Here is a 17,696-nt window from a genome sequence, read left to right as displayed (position 1 = left end):
AGTGATGTGAAGAGAAGGAGGAGCATGAATGCTCGAACAGATCGATATGTTTGCAAAAGTCTCCAGTGAAGGCGGAACAGGCCCGACTGGATATGATGCTGACGACATTCAGGTGCTCGAAGGTCTGGTTGCGGTCCGCAAACGGCCCGGCATGTATATCGGCAGTACGAGTTCGTCGGGACTGCACCATCTGGTATGGGAAATAGTGGATAATGCCGTAGATGAGCATTTAGCCAAATTTTGTTCCAAGATTGAGATTACCCTGCGCAAGGACGGCTCGGTAACCGTAACGGATAATGGACGGGGCATACCGACAGGAATGCACAAAACGGGTGTGCCCACACCTCAGGTCGTATTTACAATGCTGCATGCGGGCGGCAAGTTCGGTGGCTCCGGTTATAAGAAATCGGGCGGACTGCACGGCGTTGGCGCCTCAGTAACGAATGCATTGTCAGAATGGCTGGAAGTGGAGATCTACCGGGATGGTAAAATCCATCGTCAGCGCTTTGAATATTGGGTGGACGACAGCGGCAAGGAGCATGTCGGTGAGCCGGTGACCGGCCTCGACATTCTGGGCAATACGAACAGAACCGGTTCGAAGATTACATTCAAGCCGGATATTCGTGTCTTCCAGCACGGCATTGCCCTGAATTATGATACGCTCTCCGAGCGGGTACAGGAAATTGCTTTCCTGAACTCCGGGCTAAGAATTATATTGACGGACGAACGCAGCGGTCGCCAGGACGAATTTTTCTACGAAGGCGGCGCTAGTCAATTTGTGCAATACCTGAACGAAGGCAAGGATGTACTGCATGATGTCATCCATTTTAGTGCCGAGAAGGATGATATTGAGGTCGAAATTGCGATTCAATATAATGCGGGCTATACAGAAACTATTGCCTCCTTTGTTAACTCGATTCCGACGCGGAGCGGGGGAACGCATGAGACTGGCTTTAAGACAGCTTACACCCGGGTCATGAACGACTATGCCCGCCGCACGCAATTGCTCAAGGAGAAGGATAAGAACCTTGAGGGTAATGATTTGCGTGAAGGTATGATGGTTGTTATTAGCATCAAAATGGCTGAGGTAGAGTTTGTGGGCCAGACGAAAGACCAGCTCGGCAGCTCCTCGGCCCGTAGTGCAGTGGATTATATCGTTGCCGAGAACATGGCGCGTTTTCTGGAAGAGAACCCGCAGGTCGGACAGAGCCTGCTGAAAAAGTCGATTCAGGCCTCCAAGGCACGTGAAGCGGCGCGCAAAGCCCGTGACGAGATCCGCAGCGGCAAGAAACGTAGCGAGAGCTCCAATCTGGGTGGCAAGCTGACTCCGGCGCAATCCAAGGACTTTTCGCGGACCGAATTGTTTATTGTAGAGGGTGATTCTGCGGGCGGTTCGGCCAAGCAGGGCCGGGATTCCAAGATTCAGGCCATCCTTCCGCTGAAAGGCAAGCCGATGAATCCCGAGAAATCCAAGCTGTTGGATATTCTAAAGAACGACGAGTATAAAGCGATCATCGCCGCAATTGGAGCGGGGATTGGTACTGAGTTTGCGGTAGAAGACAGCAATTATTCCAAAATCATCATCATGACCGACGCGGATACGGATGGCGCGCATATCCAGGTACTGCTGCTAACCTTTTTCTACCGTTATATGAAGCCTTTGATTGACGCAGGCAAAGTCTTTATCGCCCAGCCTCCGCTCTACAAGCTGACCCGCAAATCCGGCAAGCTGGAGACTGTACGTTATGCCTGGACTGACGAGCAGCTGCAGAACTACTTGAAGGAATTCGGCAAAAATTTCGAGTTACAGCGTTACAAAGGTCTTGGGGAAATGAACCCTGACCAGCTGTGGGAAACGACGATGAATCCCGAATCCCGCACATTGCTGCAGGTACAAGTCGACGATACTGCCAAGGCTGAACGCCGGGTATCGACGCTGATGGGTGATAAGGTCGATCCGCGCAAGCGCTGGATTGTTGAGAACGTCGATTTCACCGAGATTGTGGAGTAGTAGATTGAGGAATAGAAGGTGAGTGCCAATGAGTAGTTTATCAGAACAATTTTTACCGGCTATTCTGGAAGAGGTCGTCGGTGACCGCTTTGGCCGGTATTCCAAATATATCATTCAAGACCGTGCCATTCCCGATGTCCGGGACGGTCTGAAGCCGGTGCAGCGCCGTATCCTGTACGCGATGTACGATTCAGGCAATACACCAGACAAACCCTATCGTAAGTCTGCGAAGACTGTAGGGGATGTAATGGGTAACTATCATCCACACGGTGATTCATCCATCTACGAAGGCATGGTGCGCATGGCGCAGCCTTGGAAAATGGGGCATGTACTGGTGGACGGACACGGCAACTGGGGTTCGATGGACGATGATCCGGCAGCGGCAATGCGTTATACCGAAGCCCGGCTGTCACCGATTGCCATGGAGATGATGCGTGACATTGAGAAGCGTACGGTACTCTTCAAGGACAACTTTGACAATACGGCCAAAGAGCCGGTAGTTGTTCCATCCCGTTATCCGAACCTGTTAGTGAACGGTACTAGCGGAATTTCCGCTGGTTTTGCAACCGAAATTCCGCCGCATAACCTGCGGGAAGTCATTGATGCCTGCATTGCGGTGATGCAAAAGCCGGATATCGCGCTTGAGGATGTTATGACCTTCATCAAAGGGCCGGATTTCCCTACAGGCGGCACCATTATGGGCGGTGAAGGCATTATGGATGCCTACCGGACAGGCAAAGGCCGTATCTATCTTCGCTCCAAGACCGAGATTGAGAACCTGCGCGGCGGCAAGCAGCAGATTGTAATCACCGAAGTTCCATTCCAAGTGGTGAAGTCACGGCTTGTTACAGCCATGGAAAATATCCGTCTGGAGAAAAAGGTCGAGGGCATCGCCGAAGTCCGCGACGAAAGTGGTCGCGAAGGACTGCGGATCGTGGTTGAACTGAAGAAGGATGCGGACGCTCAGGGGATTTTGGCTTATTTGCTCAAAAAAACCGACCTGCAGGTTACCTACAATTTTAATATGGTGGCCATCGTTGATAAAGCGCCACAGCAGCTCGGACTTAAAGCCATTTTAGAAGCCTATATCGGTCATCAACGCGAGGTAGTTACGCACCGGACCCAGTTTGATCTGGAACGCGCCGAGGACCGTGCCCATGTATTAGAGGGACTGGTTAAGGCGCTTAATATTCTGGATGAGGTTATCGCCGCGATCAAAGCATCGAAGAACCGCCAAGACGCCCAGAACAACCTGGTCTGGATGTTCGGCTTCACTGAACGTCAGGCAGATGCCATTCTTACGCTCCAATTGTATCGTCTGACCAATCTGGAGATCACATCGCTCCAGAAGGAGCTTGATGAGTTGCAGGCACGGATTGAGAAGCTGCGCGGCATTCTGGAGAGCGACAAGAAGCTGATCGCCGTGATCCGCAAGGAGCTGCTGGAGATCCGTGATAAATACGGCATCGACCGCCGTTCCATTATTCAGGAAGAAGTAGAGGAGATCAAGGTCAGCCTTGAGGTCCTGGTTAACGCGGAGGATGTGCTGGTAGCCCTTTCGGCAGACGGCTACATCAAGCGGACCAGCCTGTTGTCCTTTACCCGCTCAGGCGGGGAACGTCAGACCTCGGGCGTCAAGGAAGGCGATCATATCGTCAAGCTGCTGGATTTGAACACAAGGGATAACCTGCTAATCTTCACCCGTAAAGGGCAATACTTCCTCTTACCGGTGCACCAGATTCCAGACTTTAAGTGGAAAGAGCCGGGGACGGCTATTGTCAATGTTATCGGGCTCGCCAAGGGCGATGGTATCGTCAGTGTGTTGCCTGTGAATAACCTGGATGATCCGCTGACCAGTCTGGTCTTCGTTACCCGTAAGGGCCAGGTGAAGCGTACGGAGCTCAAGGAGTACTCTACAAGCCGTTCCGGCGCGGTTGCCGCATGCAAGGTAGGTGCAGGTGATGAAATCCTTACAGTGGCTCCTAGCCGGGGTGACAAGGAACTGGTGCTGGTCACCCGCGAGGGCATGAGCATTAGGTTCCGTGAGAATGAAGTGAATCCAATGGGCCGAGTCGCTTCTGGTGTACGGGGAATTCAACTGCGCGAAGGCGATGAAGTGGTGTCCTGCTTCTGGGTTAGCGAGGATGAAGGCGAGATTCTGACGATCTCCGACCTGGGGTATGCCAAGCGTTCCCTGCTGCTGGATTATCCGTCGCAAAGCCGTGGCGGCAAAGGCATGCCGACCTTTGAATTCAAGGAAGGCAAGCGTGTCCGTCCGAATGGCAGTCGCTTGGTCGGTGCTTTTTACTGTAAAGAACCAGTGGGACTACTTGCTATTACGCGTGACGGATTGTCTCATGTTTTCTCCTCGGAATCAGCACCGCTGGGTGAACGGAAATCGACCGGCAAGCAGATTGTGCCTGTAGAGAAAAAGGATGAGATCATCACCTTGTTCCCGGCCATACAATAATAGATTCATTTAGCTTAGGGATTGCAGGTGTGGAAATAAGTCTCTCCCAAGGTGAACATAAAGGAAGATACGCTGATTTAAAGGTGTACAGATTTGAAGGCGTTGATTTGAATATGTTGCTCTGAAGATGCTCTGAAGATGCTTTGAAGATGCTCTGAAGATGCTCTGAAGATGCTTTGAAGATGCTCTGAAGACGCTTTGAATATGCTCTGAAGATGCTCTGAATATGCTCTGAAGATGTTCTGAAGATGCTCTGAAGACGCTATGAAGAATGCTCTGAAGATGCTCTGAGGATGCTTTGAAGATGTTCTGAAGATGCTCTGAAGACGCTTTGAAGATGCTCTGAAGATGCTTTGACTTAAATATGCTTTGACTTTGGTGTCCTTCTGCTTTCCTTAAGAAAGCGGTTGGGCACCATTTTTCTTAAGTAGAGGGTGGAAGTTGCGGCTGCTGGGATTATTTATTTTCCAAGTTAGCAGGAAATGGAATCTCTTTCTCGAAAATGTAATATAAACCGGTAGGGAGAACACCAGAACGACAGTAACGCAAGGAAAGGAAGGAATACGTGTGCACGCCACTGAATTCAGTAAGATATGGCATAAGATTCTGAAAGACTATAAGCTTCATATGGACAGCAAGCTCGCTCCGACGCTTACCGATGCCCAATTGACCGTACTGGAACTGCTTCAGGAACGTGATGCGATGAAGCCTTCCGATCTGGCTCCGCATCTGGCAACCAGCCCGGCGGCGGTGACCATGCTGCTGGACCGGATGGAGAAGCATGACCTTATCGCAAGAGAACGTGATGGAGGGGATCGCCGCATTGTCTGGGTCAGCATTACAGAGACAGGTAAGCGCGAGTCTGCACGAGGGCTGAAGATCCGCAGCGATTTTTTTGCCGAGGCCCTGGACCCGATCTCATCGCATAACCAGCAGCTGCTCCTGTATCTGATGGGCAAAATGGTTGTCGCTCCAACCCCCGCCCCGACACCGGAAGGCTCTACTCCGTAACAACACAACTTCATAGTTGGGCGAGTTCATTGTATCGCTCAAAGTGAGCATGTTATTCGACAATGATCAAAGGAGCATCTCCGAAATATTAAAGCACAGTAGCTGAGGGTTGCATGAGCTGAGGGTTGCACAAACTGAGGGTTGCATGAACTGAGGGTGGCATGAATTGAGAGTTTCATGAACTGAGGGTGGCATGAGTTGAGAGTTTCATGAATTGAGGATGGCATGAACTGAGAGTCTCATGAACTTAAGGAATTCATGGCTGAGAGATCCATGCAACTTTCGAAGGGTATTAAAATAACGAGCACTTCAACATTTCGCAAGAACGTACTTTACTTGGAATGATGAATTCCAATAATTATCAGTCTTTTCTGCTGGCGGTTGTTTGTGGATGGAGATCAATGAAGTGAATCAAAACCAATGAAGTAAATCAAAGATCATTAACGGGAAAAACTCCTGTTAATGGAGCGATAATATAGTTATTTTAGAAAATAACAGGAAAAACTCCCGTTAATATGGCTGATAGACTGACTTATTGTGTCAAGTGAGGCTAATAACAGGAGAAAATCCTGTTATTTTTGCTGTGGGCATCGATTTGGATGAATTAACAGGAGAAAATCCTGTTAATGTTTCTTCTTTGGTTTACGGTACTAAGTTTAGTGAGAGTTGCAGCCTTGACAGGCTGCGCAATTAATGTAAGCGCTCAATAAAATTACTATCAGATCACTTTAACCTTACTCTGTCCTCACTGTAGGATCGATACAATCTCACTGTAACCTCGATAGCTGGATTTCTAAGAAGCAGTAGCATCGTTAATAGTGGTGCTAGCAGTACCATCAGTAGCAGTGGTACATAGCAGAAGCAGCAATGGGTGCCAGCAGTAGCATTGGTATGAGCAGAAGCAGCAGTGGTACGTAGTGGTACATAGCAGTAGCATCGTTAATAGTGGTGCTAGCAGTACCATCAGTAGCAGTGGTACATAGCAGAAGCAGCAATGGGTGCCAGTAGTAGCATTGGTATGAGCAGAAGCAGCAGTGGTACGAAGTGGTACATAGCAATAACAGCGGTAGTAGCAGCAGCATCGGCACCAGCATTACCAGTATTACCAGCGGCACAGAATTAGCAGACTACTAAACACTCGGATCGTCGCCGAGCATAGCTTACAAAAAAAACAGGCCCTCCTTAACGGACGGCCTGTTTTTGCAATTCCTGTGCCCAGAGGTTCCAAGGGAAGCTCTGTGGCGGTAAGGAGATTAGTTCGATTTCATCCTTCGTCACAGGATGCGGGAAGGCAACCACTGACGACCAGAGAGCAATCTGCTGCCCTGGCTTGTTCACGGCAGCGCCGTACTTCTGGTCGCCGTACAGCGGACAGCCGATCGAGCTGAGCTGGACGCGGATCTGATGCGAGCGTCCAGTGAGCAGGTCGATCTTCAGCAGGCTGTAGCCCTCTGCGGTACCGAGCACAGTATAGTCGAGGATGGCTTCTTTGCCTCCCGGTGTGCCTTTACGGACCACGGAGACGGTGTTGGTGGCAGAATCCTTAAGCAGCGTGTCCACGAGCCGTCCGCTGAGAGCCGGAGGCTTCCCATGCACCACCGTAAGGTACACCTTGCGGAAGCTGTGGGTACGAACGCTGTCCGACAATCTGGACGCGGCCTTGGAGGTCTTGGCGAAGATCATCGCGCCGCCAACAGGACGGTCCAGACGGTGAACTAGCCCCATATAGACGTTGCCTGGCTTGTTGCACCGCTTCTTGACATCTTCTTTAAGCAGGGTAAGCACATCGTTATCCCCAGTAGCGTCTTCCTGAACGGGGACGTTTACTGGTTTGACGATCCCTAGCAGATGGTTATCTTCATACAGGATTTCAAAAGCAGAGGAGACGCTGTTAGCGTCGTCCTGTCCGCCTTGTACATGCGGGGCCATGGCTTAGGACTCCCAGCGGCCCAAGATGCCGCAAGGCAGGTTCAAGCCGGAGGAGGTAATCGGCAAGCCGATTTCACCGGAGGTGATTTTCCCGCCATAGCTTTGTCCCATCGTCATGGAGAGCATGTTGCTCAGCACGGTCGGCGAGATACCTGTAGTGTAGGAATTAATGAGCATGAACAGCGGATTGTCGCTCAGAATCTGCATGCAGCTCTCCAGGAACGGATACAGACTCGATTCCAGCTTCCACATTTCACCGCCGGGTCCTCTTCCATAGGATGGCGGGTCCATGATGATGGCATCGTATTTGCTTCCACGGCGTTGTTCACGCTGTACGAATTTGAAGACGTCATCGGTAATGAAGCGAACCGGACGCTCGCCCAGGCCCGACAGCTGTACATTTTCCTTGGCCCACTGGACCATGCCTTTGGCTGCATCGACATGCACAACGGAAGCGCCGGCGCTGGCAGAAGCTACAGTAGCACCGCCGGTGTAGGCGAACAGGTTCAGCACCTGGATAGGTCGATTAGCCGATGAGATCTTGTCCATCATCCAGTTCCAGTTGGCAGCCTGCTCCGGGAACAATCCCGTATGTTTGAAGTTGGTAGGGCGCAGGTTAAACTTCAGATTCCCGTAGCTGATCCGCCAGTTGTCAGGAATGGTCTTCTTCATTTCCCATTGTCCGCCGCCTGCAGAGCTACGGTGATAGTGACCGTGCACATCCCGCCATTGTTGCGTTTCGTTGTTAAGCGGCCAGATGATCTGCGGGTCCGGACGGCGCAGTATCACATCGCCCCAGCGTTCCAGCTTTTCTCCGCCACCAGTATCAATGACTTCATAGTCTTTCCAATCACTTGCTATATACATTTCTTTATCCATCCTTCAAAAATTCATTTAGCCTTTATTGTACAACATTTCGCCGCATAGCTACAAACAAATTGGCCTGATTTCCTCATGTATTTGCGGTTGTACGCTGGCGCCGGACAAGCGGGTTGTGTATGATCAGGTTAGATTATCCTGCTGCATCCCCTGCACAGACTATTACTCGGCTATCAGACCGGAAAGGAACGCCTATGTACAACCTCGCACAGCACTATCATCCGATCACGGCAACGCCGGCAATGAGCAATGAAATTCCGCCTTCCAAGCTGCTGGCACCATACATACGTTGCTTCTGGGGCTCGGACGATATGTCAGTGTCATGGACTCCAGCACCGTCTGCCGACTCTGAAATCATCATTCCTGATACATGTATGGATATCATATGGGATTTGGATGAAGATACGGGCCGAAGCAGCACGCTTTTTCATGGCATCAATGATGCGCCTTTCGCAGTACCGGCAGATCGGGTGACAGCGGGGGGTTCCAGGTTTGCGATCCGGTTTTACTTTTGGGGTGTGCATTATTTCGCCGACGATCATCTACGAGATGTTCTAAATGCCCATGTTGATGTCGAAGCTTATTTTGGCACCTTTAGACGCGAGCTGGGGGAGTTGTTGACCCATACAAGCACGATGCCAAGCAGGATTGCAGCTGCCGAAGCTTATTTGTTACGTAGGTTAGAGAATCGATGTAGAACGAATGATAACGTGATGAATGCCGTGAACACAATTCTTCAATCAAGAGGTGTCGTTACTGCCGAGGAGCTGCAGAGAGGTTCAGGACTCAGCCAGCGCCAACTGGAGAGGTTATTCCGTGAATATATAGGGATTACTCCCAAGAAAACCGCGGATCTGGTCCGCTTTCAGAATACATGGCAGGAACTGTATCATCTGACTCGTGAAAAGCTCAATATGCAGGATCTTGTGTATGCGTACCGCTTCAGCGATCAATCTCATTTCAATAACAGTTTTAAAAAATATGCCGGAAGAACGCCCCTTGAGGCACTGGCTGCTGCCGGGCGGTAATGTCGTTTTTTTGCAATACTTCGCTGGGAGAATTGGTTACATTAGTGATGAGAGTACAAAAGAAGTCCATAGCATCAACACATATGAAAGGGGAATCTCTTATGATTTCAGCATTCGAAAGTATTAATATCTACACGAAAGACACTGCCGCATTGACGGCATTTTACCGCGATGTACTGGGTATTCCAGTACCCTTCGAGGGGTATGGCAATTTTGACGGAGCCAAAATCGCTTTTGACAGCAGCCAGCCAGGCATTATCGTCTGGGACGAGAACAAATGGGACAAGCTAACTACAGGGCAGGTCAATCTCGTATTTTCCTGTAGCAATCTTGACGAAACTTTTGCCGAGCTGAAGTCCAGAGGGCTGGACTGTAAGCCTCCAGTTGTCATGGAATACGGTGGCAAGGAAATGAATTTCTGCGATCCGGATGGCAATAGCATCACCTTGCTGGAGGGTGCGTACTAACTTTCTTTTTAGGTCGGAATAACACCGCCACTGAGTCTTAATAACAGGGTTATTTTTCAGAAAAATAAGAATGTCGGCTATTCTAACCAGAGATTATCTGGGTTGGAATGGCCGGCTTTTTTGGGATTCAGACAACTAGAACTGAAGGGGAAGTATTATTTATAGTTGACATTGATAATCATTATCAAATAGAATGGTTATGAAAATGTTAACCTTATGATTGCAGGAGTAGAAATCGAGAAATGTTCACAACCATAGGTGAGTCAGACTATAGGATGTTTACAGCGATAAAGTTGGATTGGGGAGGAACAGATTTATGGCTAAAGTATTAGTAGCGTATGCCAGTCTTACTGGAAATACAGAAGAGATTGCTGAATTGATCGTAGAAGGAATAAAACAGGCAGGCGGAGAGGCTGTATTGAAATCAGTCACCGACTGTAATGCTGATGAGATAAAAGAATATGAGGGTGTATTGCTGGGTGCCTACACATGGGGCGACGGTGAGTTGCCGGATGAATTCCTTGATTTCTATGAAGAAATGGATGAACTGAATCTGTCTGGCTTCAAGGCGGCGGCCTTCGGTAGCGGTGATACCGGGTATGAGATCTATTGCGGTGCCGTAGACACCATTGAGCAGAAGCTGAAGGAACTGGGCGCAGAGATCGTGCAGGAGAGTCTGAAGATCGAATACGGGCCGAGCGCTACTGAGAAAGATGCCTGCCGGCAGTTCGGGCGCCAATTCATCGAAGCCTGCGCGGCGGTTTCATAGGGATGGGCCGGCTGGCAGGCAGTATGGCAGCAAGCACAGGAGGCGAACCAGTCGCAGAATACAGCCGTCTGCATGACTACCGGATGGAGCATATTATGCAAGGCGGATCGGTAAAACAGGGCAAAGGCGCTTTAGCGACAGGGCTTCCCCGCTGGCGGCAGCAGGTGCAGTATGCGGTAGGGCATACACTGAACGATTTCTACAGTCTTCAGCCCGAGGTACGCAGAGAGACCCCTGTACAGTTTCTACTGGAACGCCGGTGGCCGCCCAAGGGTGAGGCGTTTCCATCACTGCTGCATTATTGGGACATCAAGACTACCATCGCCGATGAACTGATGCGGATTGTCTCTGTCAATCATTTGCGGGAAATTCCTGTGATGCTCTATGAGCAGTGGTTCGTCCCTGTCCCCGAATTGGAAGTGGACTTGTCGATGATCTTTCAGTTGGCCTGGAATTCCGGGACACCGGGGCGTAGCCTCAGCATACAGAAATTCATGGTCAACGGGAACGAGGACGTGATCACTGGATTTCTACATATGGCCAACGTGTTTTGCAACCAAGCATACGGACAACCGCCAGAAACGGTGGAAATCTATTCGCTGCTGGATGGACGCAAGCATTCCTTCGATGGCGGGGCAGTTTCATATGCGGAATCTCTGGATTATGTGCGCTTGTTGTCGGTGTTTCTGGACCAAGCAGAACTGGCAGACCGAGTCGTTTGCTCCAGTAACCGCAGGAGCGACAAGAATGAGGATGTCTGCGGACGTTACGGATTGATGTAACAGAGCATAAGCGATGTTTCTAATCGAAAAAAACAAAGAACACCCTTTCCTCCGGTCATACAGACCAGACTAGAAAGGGTGTTCTGTTTACATTTTATTCGTTAACAGGCCGTATCAGCACTGACTTAACCGATAAACTGATAATAGTCCTGCTTGTTCAAAATTACAAAACCGCAGCTTTCATACAGCTTTAGCGCGTTGGGATTATCCAGCGCAACTTCCAGATTGATGCCATTGTAATTACGCTGCTCGCGCTCAATCGTCTGCAGCAAGGCACTGCGACCGATGCCGAGACCCCGCACGGTTTTATCTACAGTAAAGCCATAAATCCAGGTTTCATTATTTTCTGTGTTCAGGCGCATTTTGCCTACAGGCCGTCCGTCAAATTCAAGGATGATATGCTCTTCCGCTGCATCATGCTTGTTCAATTCGGTAGCTTCCTCGAGCGACAGGCCAAAACCATCGGCATCCAGTTGGTTCAAGAAGGCAGTCTCATCTGCATGTGCCGGGCGCATATTCACAGAGGCTCTCGCTGAACTTTCACCACCGCTATAGCGCTTGGCAGCTGCGCTGTCCCATTTCATCTGATATTCGGCATGATTAAAAGTCAGCGGCAGTGTAGCAAGAAATCCTGTCCCTGAGGTAGAGGCCCCAGGCGCATTCAGTAGAATCTTCTTGAACGCTTTAGCCTTGATGATATCCAGTGCCTGGTTCCATAGCTTTGTGAAAATCCCCCGTCGCCGGTAGCCTGGACGAACCATTCCGCAGATTTCCACCTCGCTGCCAAAAGCATAAAGGCCAATAAATCCAACGAGCAATCCGTCCTCGTAGCTTACAAGCCATTCCGCTCCACCGGGAGCAGAGCCTAAGCGCAATGATTCCCAGTTCAGCTTGAGCGAGATGCCATCATACTGCTCGCATTTTTGTTGCAATTCTTCTATATCTTTCAATGTGTTCTTTGTAGTCAAACCCGTTCCCTCCAAATGTGACGGTATCCCGCCCGATTATAGTAGTTCTGGGGAAACGGGGGCCGACCTTCAGGAAGACCGGCTTCCGTCTCCGCTCAGTACATCCTGATACTCAGGATGCTTCTTGAATTGATGCGCAGCGTAGGAGCATTCCGGTACTATTTTCAAATGCTCTGCACGCGCTTTGTCCACGACAGCCTTAACGAGATCTTCCCCGGCACCTTGGCCGCGCAGCTCTTCAGAGACGAATGTATGGTCAATGACCAGGTCTCCAGTCTTTTCATCAGCTGCATATGTAATCTCGGCAAGGTCTTTGTCGTCACCGGCAACAAAAAAACGACCTTCTCCATGTTGAATTTTCATCTTATTAATCAACCCCCGATAAGTTAATGCCTATATCTTACTACTCCTGCTTTCAAAAAGCGAGAGAAGAGCGCACGCAAACCGAATGCTTGCGCGTTTGCCGGGATATACAATAAGATAAAAGCACTAATCTGGCACTGAACAGAAGCTGCAAAAGGAGGAATGCCCATGAATTACGAGGTTGAGGTTCAATTTGAACCTGTCTATGAATTACTGAACAGCGTACATACGTTTATATGCAGGAAGTCCTATAAGAAGATTGATCTGGGCCAGGCTTGGGCGGTGGAAACACGAAATATGCTGAGCAAGGAACTGCTGAACCTTCTGGATGAGACGGAGCTGAATAATGATTGGAAGACGCTGAACCTGCTCATTTACCAGTGTCCCTGTAAGGAGAGTGTGGAAAGTGTTCTGGACTGGATCGAAGGGTTGACGGTCGGGGAAATTTACGAGACCCTTTCGGAATTTGTCACAGTGTTTCCTGCTCAGATGGAGGCGTTTCGCGGTAAAATGCTCTTTTTACTGAGAGAGTGGAACGCACAGTATTTCAGCCAGCAGAAGCCAGAGGTTACCCGGCGGCTGCAAGGTCATGCGGATCAGAAGAAGGAAGAACTGAAGGCGTTGGCCCCGGAAGATTTTATTAATCAGACTACGAACGGCTTTTATTTTAACCCCATAGACGGACTTGAGAAGCTGATACTAATTCCGCAGTTTCATTTTCAACCAGCCAACATAATCTACCACTATGGCAAAATAACAATCTGTCATTATTCCGCACGGATTTCACTGGCCGAGGAGGAAGAGCTGTCCCCGTTCATGTACCGGACGATCCGCAGTTTAGGGGAGAAGAGTCGTCTACGAATTCTGCAATCTCTCAGTGGAGAGCGTAAAACTTTTACCGAAATCGTCAAGGATGCCGGTATCTCCAAGGGAATTGTCCATGATCATATTTTCAACCTGCGCTGCGCGGGTCTGCTGTACGCCTATATTGACGGAGAGAATGTAACGACTTATAGCTTGCGTCTGGACGGGCTGCACAAGATGAACGAGCAATTGCTGGATTATTTAAAATAACATCATTTTGAATGAACAAAAGGGCGCCCTGAGGCGCTCTTTTTGCTTTATTTGGAATATATTTTAACATTTAAATTCTTTACAAACAGAAAAAATATTAAGTTCTCTATTTACAGAACTAAAATTCCTTTCTATAATGTGAACTATCGGTCCTTAATCATACTTAGTGGGTAGGAATAATAGTTATTGCCGAAAACCATAGAAAAACAGGGAGATGAGTCCATGAAACAACGATTAATGCTGATCACTACATTGCTGCTTACCGGTTCACTGCTGCTGTCCGCTTGCGGAGGCAACAATGCCAATACGGACGGAAACGATGCGGCTAAAGGGAATACAGGAACAACGAACACAAGTACGGCTCAAAGTACCGCCACGAATGCTCCGGGAGCGGAAGTTGTACCGGCCGGTGCGCTAAGCGAACCATTCACAGCCACCGATTTGTCCAAGCTTCCGGCTACCGCGCAGAAACGCAATGACACGATTATTGTAGGTTTGACCGATCCCAGCGGGGCGTTCACCCCTTATTTTCAACAAAGCGGATATGACGGCAACGTTTCTTCCTTGCTCTATGCCTCACTCGTAACGGTGGATGAAAAAGGTGTGCCAACACCGGAGCTGGCGGAGAGCTGGGATATATCAGAGGATGGACTTACATACACTTTCCACCTTCGCAAGGATCTGAAGTTCAGCGATGGTTCACCATTGACTGCGGATGATGTGGCTTTTACCTGGACGATTCAATATGACAAGGCTTATGACGGCGGTTCCCAGCTTCCGACGCTGAATGTGAAGGGTGGCAAAGCATACAAGGAAGGCACTGCTCAAAGCATCGAAGGTATCAAGGTCATTGATCCACAGACGATCTCAGCCACACTTGAAGTACCTAACGCGACAGCGCTGGTGACCTTGGGCTCGAACGTATTGTCGAAAGCTTACTATGGCAAGGACTACAAGTTCGGTCATCTGGAATATATCAAGAAGCTTCATGAACATCCGCTCGGCGATGGCCCTTACAAGCTGGAGAAGTTTATTCCGGGGCAGGAAGTCCGCTTCGTCGCCAACGAGAATTATTTTAAAGGCAAGCCTAAGACGGAACACTTCATCTACAAAACAACTGAAGGCGATGTATGGCAGTTCCTGGAGACCGGAGAAGTGGATTATGCATCGTTCAGTGCAACAGAAGAGAATATCGAGAAGCTGAAGGGCCTTGGTTTTGTGAATATCATTCCTTATACGCCAAGCACCTATGGTTATATGCAAGTTAATCTAAAGCATGAGCAGGTAAAAGATAAGCTGGTGCGTCAGGCGATTGTATACGGTCTGGACCGGCAAAGTATCTATGTAGATGCCGCCCAAGGTGCAGGCTCTGTAGCCAATATTCCGGCATCGCCGATCTCATGGGCCTATACGGAAGAAGGCATCAATCCATACAAATATGATCCGGAAAAAGCTAAACAGCTTCTGGATGAAGCAGGCTGGAAGGCAGGAGCTAATGGAATCCGTGAAAAGGACGGCAAGCCGCTGTCGATTCATTACTTGGGCTCGAAGAGCAAGAACACGGATATTTTTATCGCTGTAGCCAAGGAGAACTTTGCAGCGATCGGCATTGATTTCCAGCCGGAAGTGTTCGCTGACTTTAACTCGCTGGTCTCCAAGGTCGAAGGCGGGGATTATGATCTCGTTTCCTTTTCTACCAGCATGCTGACAGACCCATCCGAGGGCTTCATGCAATTCTTTAATGGTGAAATCAAGGATTACGATAATCCAAAATTCATAGAGCTGTACAACAAGGCGCTGGCGACCACGGATATTGAACAGCGCAAGGTGGTTTACAAAGAGCTGTATCAGCTTTTCAACGACGAACTGCCGATTATTTTTACCAACTACAAGAAGACAGTGTATGCCTATAACGGCCGCATCGGCAATCTCACCGTCAGTCCGTACATCGGACTCGCTGGCAGCCTGCCGGAGTGGACGCTGAAATAAAACAGCAAACGTCCCCTGCTTGCACGACTCTGGGCAGGGGATGTTTGATAAGGAGCCTGTCATGAGCACTTATTTAACTAAACGATTACTGTACATGATTATTATCCTGTTCGGGGCCTCGCTGCTGATCTTCTGTCTGTATGCCTCGACACCCGGGGATTTCATCACTGGCAACATCAAATTGACGGCGGAACGTAAAGCCGAGCTGCGGGAGATCTACGGTCTTAATAAGCCAGTGCTGGAACGTTATGGGCTCTGGATGAAGAACGCGCTGCACGGTGACTTTGGTTACTCGCTGGCTCAGCAGAAGCCGGTGCTGCAACTGTTCAATGATTACATTTGGAATTCATTTCTGCTGGCCGCTGTATCCACGTTTCTAACCTGGGTGATTGCGGTCATTATCGGTGTAGTCTCGGCCTATAAGCAGTATTCCTGGTTCGATACATTGGTGATGGTGGCGATTTTTGCGGCGATGTCGCTCCCGTCCTTCTTTATTGGTCTCTTCCTGATTAAGATTCTGGCCGTGGACCTGAAATGGCTGCCGCCGGGCGGAATCATAACGACAGGCAGTAACGCCACCGGGTGGGAATACATCAAGGAAGTCGTGAGGCATATGGCACTGCCGGTTATCGTCATGACGCTGCTGGGACTCGGCTCACTGACCCGCTATTTCCGCAGCAATATGATTGATGTGCTGAGACAGGATTATATCCGCACAGCCCGGGCCAAAGGCTTAAGGGAACGCAAGGTGCTGTTCACGCATGCACTTCGCAATGCCCTGCTTCCAGCGATTACCCTGGTTGGATTCGAGCTTCCGGCGTTGTTCGGCGGGTCGCTGATTATTGAGAAGATTTTCAATTGGCCAGGCATTGGCCAGCTATACATGCAGTCCTTCGGACTGAGGGATTATCCTCTGCTGATGGGCTTTACGATGTTTATTGCAATATTGACCGTAATCGGAACGCTGCTATCGGACTTGCTCTATCGCATTGCCGATCCGCGGGTCCGGTTGCAGTGAGGAGGGGACTACATTGGCTGTTAACAGCAGTTTAGCTCCGGTACGCCGGGCAGGGGCAGCAAGCGGGAGATCCTCGTTATTCAGGCAGTCTGTGCGGAGGCTGCTTCATAACAAGCTGGCGATGTCCGGATTTGTGGTTGTCCTGTTTATGTTCGCGCTGTGTTTTGTGGGCCCGCTATTCTCCCCTTATACAGACAACAAGATCAATATGGCGATGATGAACAAGGCGCCAGGACTGAAGCATTGGCTCGGGACGGATGCCTTGGGAAGAGATATCCTGACCCGTGTCATGCAGGCCGGGCGTATATCCCTTACAGTCGGGCTGGCTTCTATGGTCTTGTCCGTCTTTATTGGTGCTCTACTGGGAGCAGTGGCTGGGTATTATCGTGGCGTCGCTGACCAGATTATCATGCGGGTCGCCGATCTATTGCTTACTATTCCCGGTCTGCCGTTACTGTTCATCTTCGGTGCGTTGTTGTCGGAGTGGAAAATTCCGACAGATTATCGTATGTATATCGTTATGCTGATGCTCAGTATTGTGAACTGGCCGGGGATGGCCCGGATGGTCAGAGGTCAGATGCTCAGCTTACGCGAGCGTGAATTTATGCAGGCAGCCGTTGTGCTGGGCCTTCGTGACCGGCGTAAGCTGTTCAATCATCTGCTGCCAAATATCATCCCGCTGCTGATTGTAATGGCCACGCTTAATATCGGCGGGGCGATACTCAGTGAATCGGTACTCAGCTTCTTTGGCCTGGGGGTTATGCCGCCTACGCCAACCTGGGGCAACATGATTGATGCGGCAAATAACATGATTGATTTTCAGCAGCGGCCATGGTTGTGGATTCCGCCGGGACTTTCTATTTTTGCTACAGTAATTGCCATTAACATATTCGGGGATGGTCTCAGAGATGTGCTGGACCCGAAACAGAAGAGGTAGG

General features: G+C 49.7%; 16 protein-coding genes. 12 read left to right on the top strand and 4 right to left on the bottom strand.

Annotated elements, in window-relative coordinates; translation table 11 throughout:
- Positions 1–28 precede the first annotated feature (28 nt).
- From parE to HPT30_RS30485, 4 genes are all read left to right on the top strand, one after another.
- Positions 29–2,011 carry a DNA topoisomerase IV subunit B gene (parE, locus tag HPT30_RS22735; protein WP_175373605.1) on the top strand — a complete coding sequence of 661 codons (1,983 nt, stop codon included), beginning with the start codon at positions 29–31 and terminating at the stop codon, positions 2,009–2,011.
- A gap of 28 nt (positions 2,012–2,039) precedes the next feature.
- Entirely contained in the window at positions 2,040–4,481 is a 2,442-nt protein-coding gene (gyrA, locus tag HPT30_RS22730) for a DNA gyrase subunit A (protein WP_175373604.1), read from the top strand.
- A 567-nt stretch (positions 4,482–5,048) separates the two neighbouring features.
- Positions 5,049–5,492, top strand: coding sequence for a MarR family winged helix-turn-helix transcriptional regulator (locus HPT30_RS22725; RefSeq protein WP_175373603.1), 444 nt, complete (start codon positions 5,049–5,051; stop codon positions 5,490–5,492).
- A 994-nt stretch (positions 5,493–6,486) separates the two neighbouring features.
- Positions 6,487–6,615, top strand: coding sequence for a hypothetical protein (locus tag HPT30_RS30485; RefSeq protein ID WP_281364530.1), 129 nt, complete (start codon positions 6,487–6,489; stop codon positions 6,613–6,615).
- Positions 6,616–6,674: 59 nt separating this feature from the next.
- Here the strand turns inward: HPT30_RS30485 and HPT30_RS22720 are convergent, their stop codons facing one another.
- Positions 6,675–7,421 (bottom strand): RluA family pseudouridine synthase, encoded by a 747-nt coding sequence (locus HPT30_RS22720; protein ID WP_175373602.1) that lies wholly within the window; start codon positions 7,419–7,421, stop codon positions 6,675–6,677.
- Between the two features lie 3 nt (positions 7,422–7,424).
- Positions 7,425–8,288 (bottom strand): class I SAM-dependent methyltransferase, encoded by an 864-nt coding sequence (locus HPT30_RS22715; protein ID WP_175373601.1) that lies wholly within the window; start codon positions 8,286–8,288, stop codon positions 7,425–7,427.
- 131 nt (positions 8,289–8,419) lie between these two features.
- Here HPT30_RS22715 and HPT30_RS22710 point away from each other — a divergent pair, with 131 nt between their 5' ends.
- From HPT30_RS22710 to HPT30_RS22695, 4 genes are all read left to right on the top strand, one after another.
- Complete coding sequence (locus HPT30_RS22710) at positions 8,420–9,328, top strand: helix-turn-helix domain-containing protein (RefSeq protein WP_175373600.1); 909 nt, start codon at positions 8,420–8,422, stop codon at positions 9,326–9,328.
- Positions 9,329–9,429: 101 nt separating this feature from the next.
- On the top strand, positions 9,430–9,795 hold the full coding sequence (locus HPT30_RS22705) for a VOC family protein (protein WP_175373599.1): 366 nt from the start codon (positions 9,430–9,432) through the stop codon (positions 9,793–9,795).
- A gap of 316 nt (positions 9,796–10,111) precedes the next feature.
- Positions 10,112–10,564, top strand: a complete 453-nt coding sequence (locus tag HPT30_RS22700) for a flavodoxin (RefSeq protein ID WP_175373598.1) — start codon at positions 10,112–10,114, stop codon at positions 10,562–10,564.
- A 2-nt stretch (positions 10,565–10,566) separates the two neighbouring features.
- A complete protein-coding gene (locus HPT30_RS22695) occupies positions 10,567–11,346 on the top strand; it encodes a hypothetical protein (RefSeq protein ID WP_175373597.1) in 780 nt (259 codons plus the stop codon).
- A 125-nt stretch (positions 11,347–11,471) separates the two neighbouring features.
- Here the strand turns inward: HPT30_RS22695 and HPT30_RS22690 are convergent, their stop codons facing one another.
- Both HPT30_RS22690 and HPT30_RS22685 read right to left on the bottom strand, forming a co-directional pair.
- Positions 11,472–12,314, bottom strand: coding sequence for a GNAT family N-acetyltransferase (locus tag HPT30_RS22690; RefSeq protein ID WP_175373596.1), 843 nt, complete (start codon positions 12,312–12,314; stop codon positions 11,472–11,474).
- A 69-nt stretch (positions 12,315–12,383) separates the two neighbouring features.
- The gene (locus HPT30_RS22685) at positions 12,384–12,677 is read right to left on the bottom strand and encodes a GNAT family N-acetyltransferase (RefSeq protein WP_175373595.1); all 294 of its coding nucleotides are present in this window, start codon (positions 12,675–12,677) and stop codon (positions 12,384–12,386) included.
- A 168-nt stretch (positions 12,678–12,845) separates the two neighbouring features.
- On the opposite strand from HPT30_RS22685, the gene HPT30_RS22680 reads away from it, so the two are divergent.
- From HPT30_RS22680 to opp4C, 4 genes are all read left to right on the top strand, one after another.
- Entirely contained in the window at positions 12,846–13,751 is a 906-nt protein-coding gene (locus HPT30_RS22680; RefSeq protein ID WP_175373594.1) for an ArsR/SmtB family transcription factor, read from the top strand.
- A gap of 222 nt (positions 13,752–13,973) precedes the next feature.
- The gene (locus tag HPT30_RS22675) at positions 13,974–15,740 is read left to right on the top strand and encodes an ABC transporter substrate-binding protein (RefSeq protein ID WP_175373593.1); all 1,767 of its coding nucleotides are present in this window, start codon (positions 13,974–13,976) and stop codon (positions 15,738–15,740) included.
- A gap of 61 nt (positions 15,741–15,801) precedes the next feature.
- On the top strand, positions 15,802–16,758 hold the full coding sequence (locus HPT30_RS22670; protein ID WP_066362923.1) for an ABC transporter permease: 957 nt from the start codon (positions 15,802–15,804) through the stop codon (positions 16,756–16,758).
- Positions 16,759–16,771: 13 nt separating this feature from the next.
- The gene (gene opp4C / locus HPT30_RS22665) at positions 16,772–17,695 is read left to right on the top strand and encodes an oligopeptide ABC transporter permease (RefSeq protein ID WP_175373592.1); all 924 of its coding nucleotides are present in this window, start codon (positions 16,772–16,774) and stop codon (positions 17,693–17,695) included.
- The last annotated feature ends 1 nt before the right edge of the window (position 17,696 follow it).

It is taken from the genome of Paenibacillus agri (assembly GCF_013359945.1).
Taxonomy (GTDB): Bacteria; Bacillota; Bacilli; order Paenibacillales; family Paenibacillaceae; genus Paenibacillus_AQ; species Paenibacillus_AQ agri.
Note: the sequence above shows the minus strand (reverse complement) of the source record. Positions and strands in the feature narration are given on the sequence as shown.

Excerpts from the sequence above, each read along its gene's own strand:
- parE (WP_175373605.1), top strand. The coding sequence starts at position 29 with ATGCTCGAACAGATCGATATGTTTGCAAAAGTCTCCAGTGAAGGCGGA.
- gyrA (WP_175373604.1), top strand. The coding sequence starts at position 2,040 with ATGAGTAGTTTATCAGAACAATTTTTACCGGCTATTCTGGAAGAGGTC.
- HPT30_RS30485 (WP_281364530.1), top strand. The coding sequence starts at position 6,487 with ATGGGTGCCAGTAGTAGCATTGGTATGAGCAGAAGCAGCAGTGGTACG.
- HPT30_RS22720 (WP_175373602.1), bottom strand. The coding sequence starts at position 7,421 with ATGGCCCCGCATGTACAAGGCGGACAGGACGACGCTAACAGCGTCTCC.
- HPT30_RS22715 (WP_175373601.1), bottom strand. The coding sequence starts at position 8,288 with ATGTATATAGCAAGTGATTGGAAAGACTATGAAGTCATTGATACTGGT.
- HPT30_RS22710 (WP_175373600.1), top strand. The coding sequence starts at position 8,420 with ATGATCAGGTTAGATTATCCTGCTGCATCCCCTGCACAGACTATTACT.
- HPT30_RS22705 (WP_175373599.1), top strand. The coding sequence starts at position 9,430 with ATGATTTCAGCATTCGAAAGTATTAATATCTACACGAAAGACACTGCC.
- HPT30_RS22700 (WP_175373598.1), top strand. The coding sequence starts at position 10,112 with ATGGCTAAAGTATTAGTAGCGTATGCCAGTCTTACTGGAAATACAGAA.
- HPT30_RS22695 (WP_175373597.1), top strand. The coding sequence starts at position 10,567 with ATGGGCCGGCTGGCAGGCAGTATGGCAGCAAGCACAGGAGGCGAACCA.
- HPT30_RS22685 (WP_175373595.1), bottom strand. The coding sequence starts at position 12,677 with ATGAAAATTCAACATGGAGAAGGTCGTTTTTTTGTTGCCGGTGACGAC.
- HPT30_RS22680 (WP_175373594.1), top strand. The coding sequence starts at position 12,846 with ATGAATTACGAGGTTGAGGTTCAATTTGAACCTGTCTATGAATTACTG.
- HPT30_RS22675 (WP_175373593.1), top strand. The coding sequence starts at position 13,974 with ATGAAACAACGATTAATGCTGATCACTACATTGCTGCTTACCGGTTCA.
- HPT30_RS22670 (WP_066362923.1), top strand. The coding sequence starts at position 15,802 with ATGAGCACTTATTTAACTAAACGATTACTGTACATGATTATTATCCTG.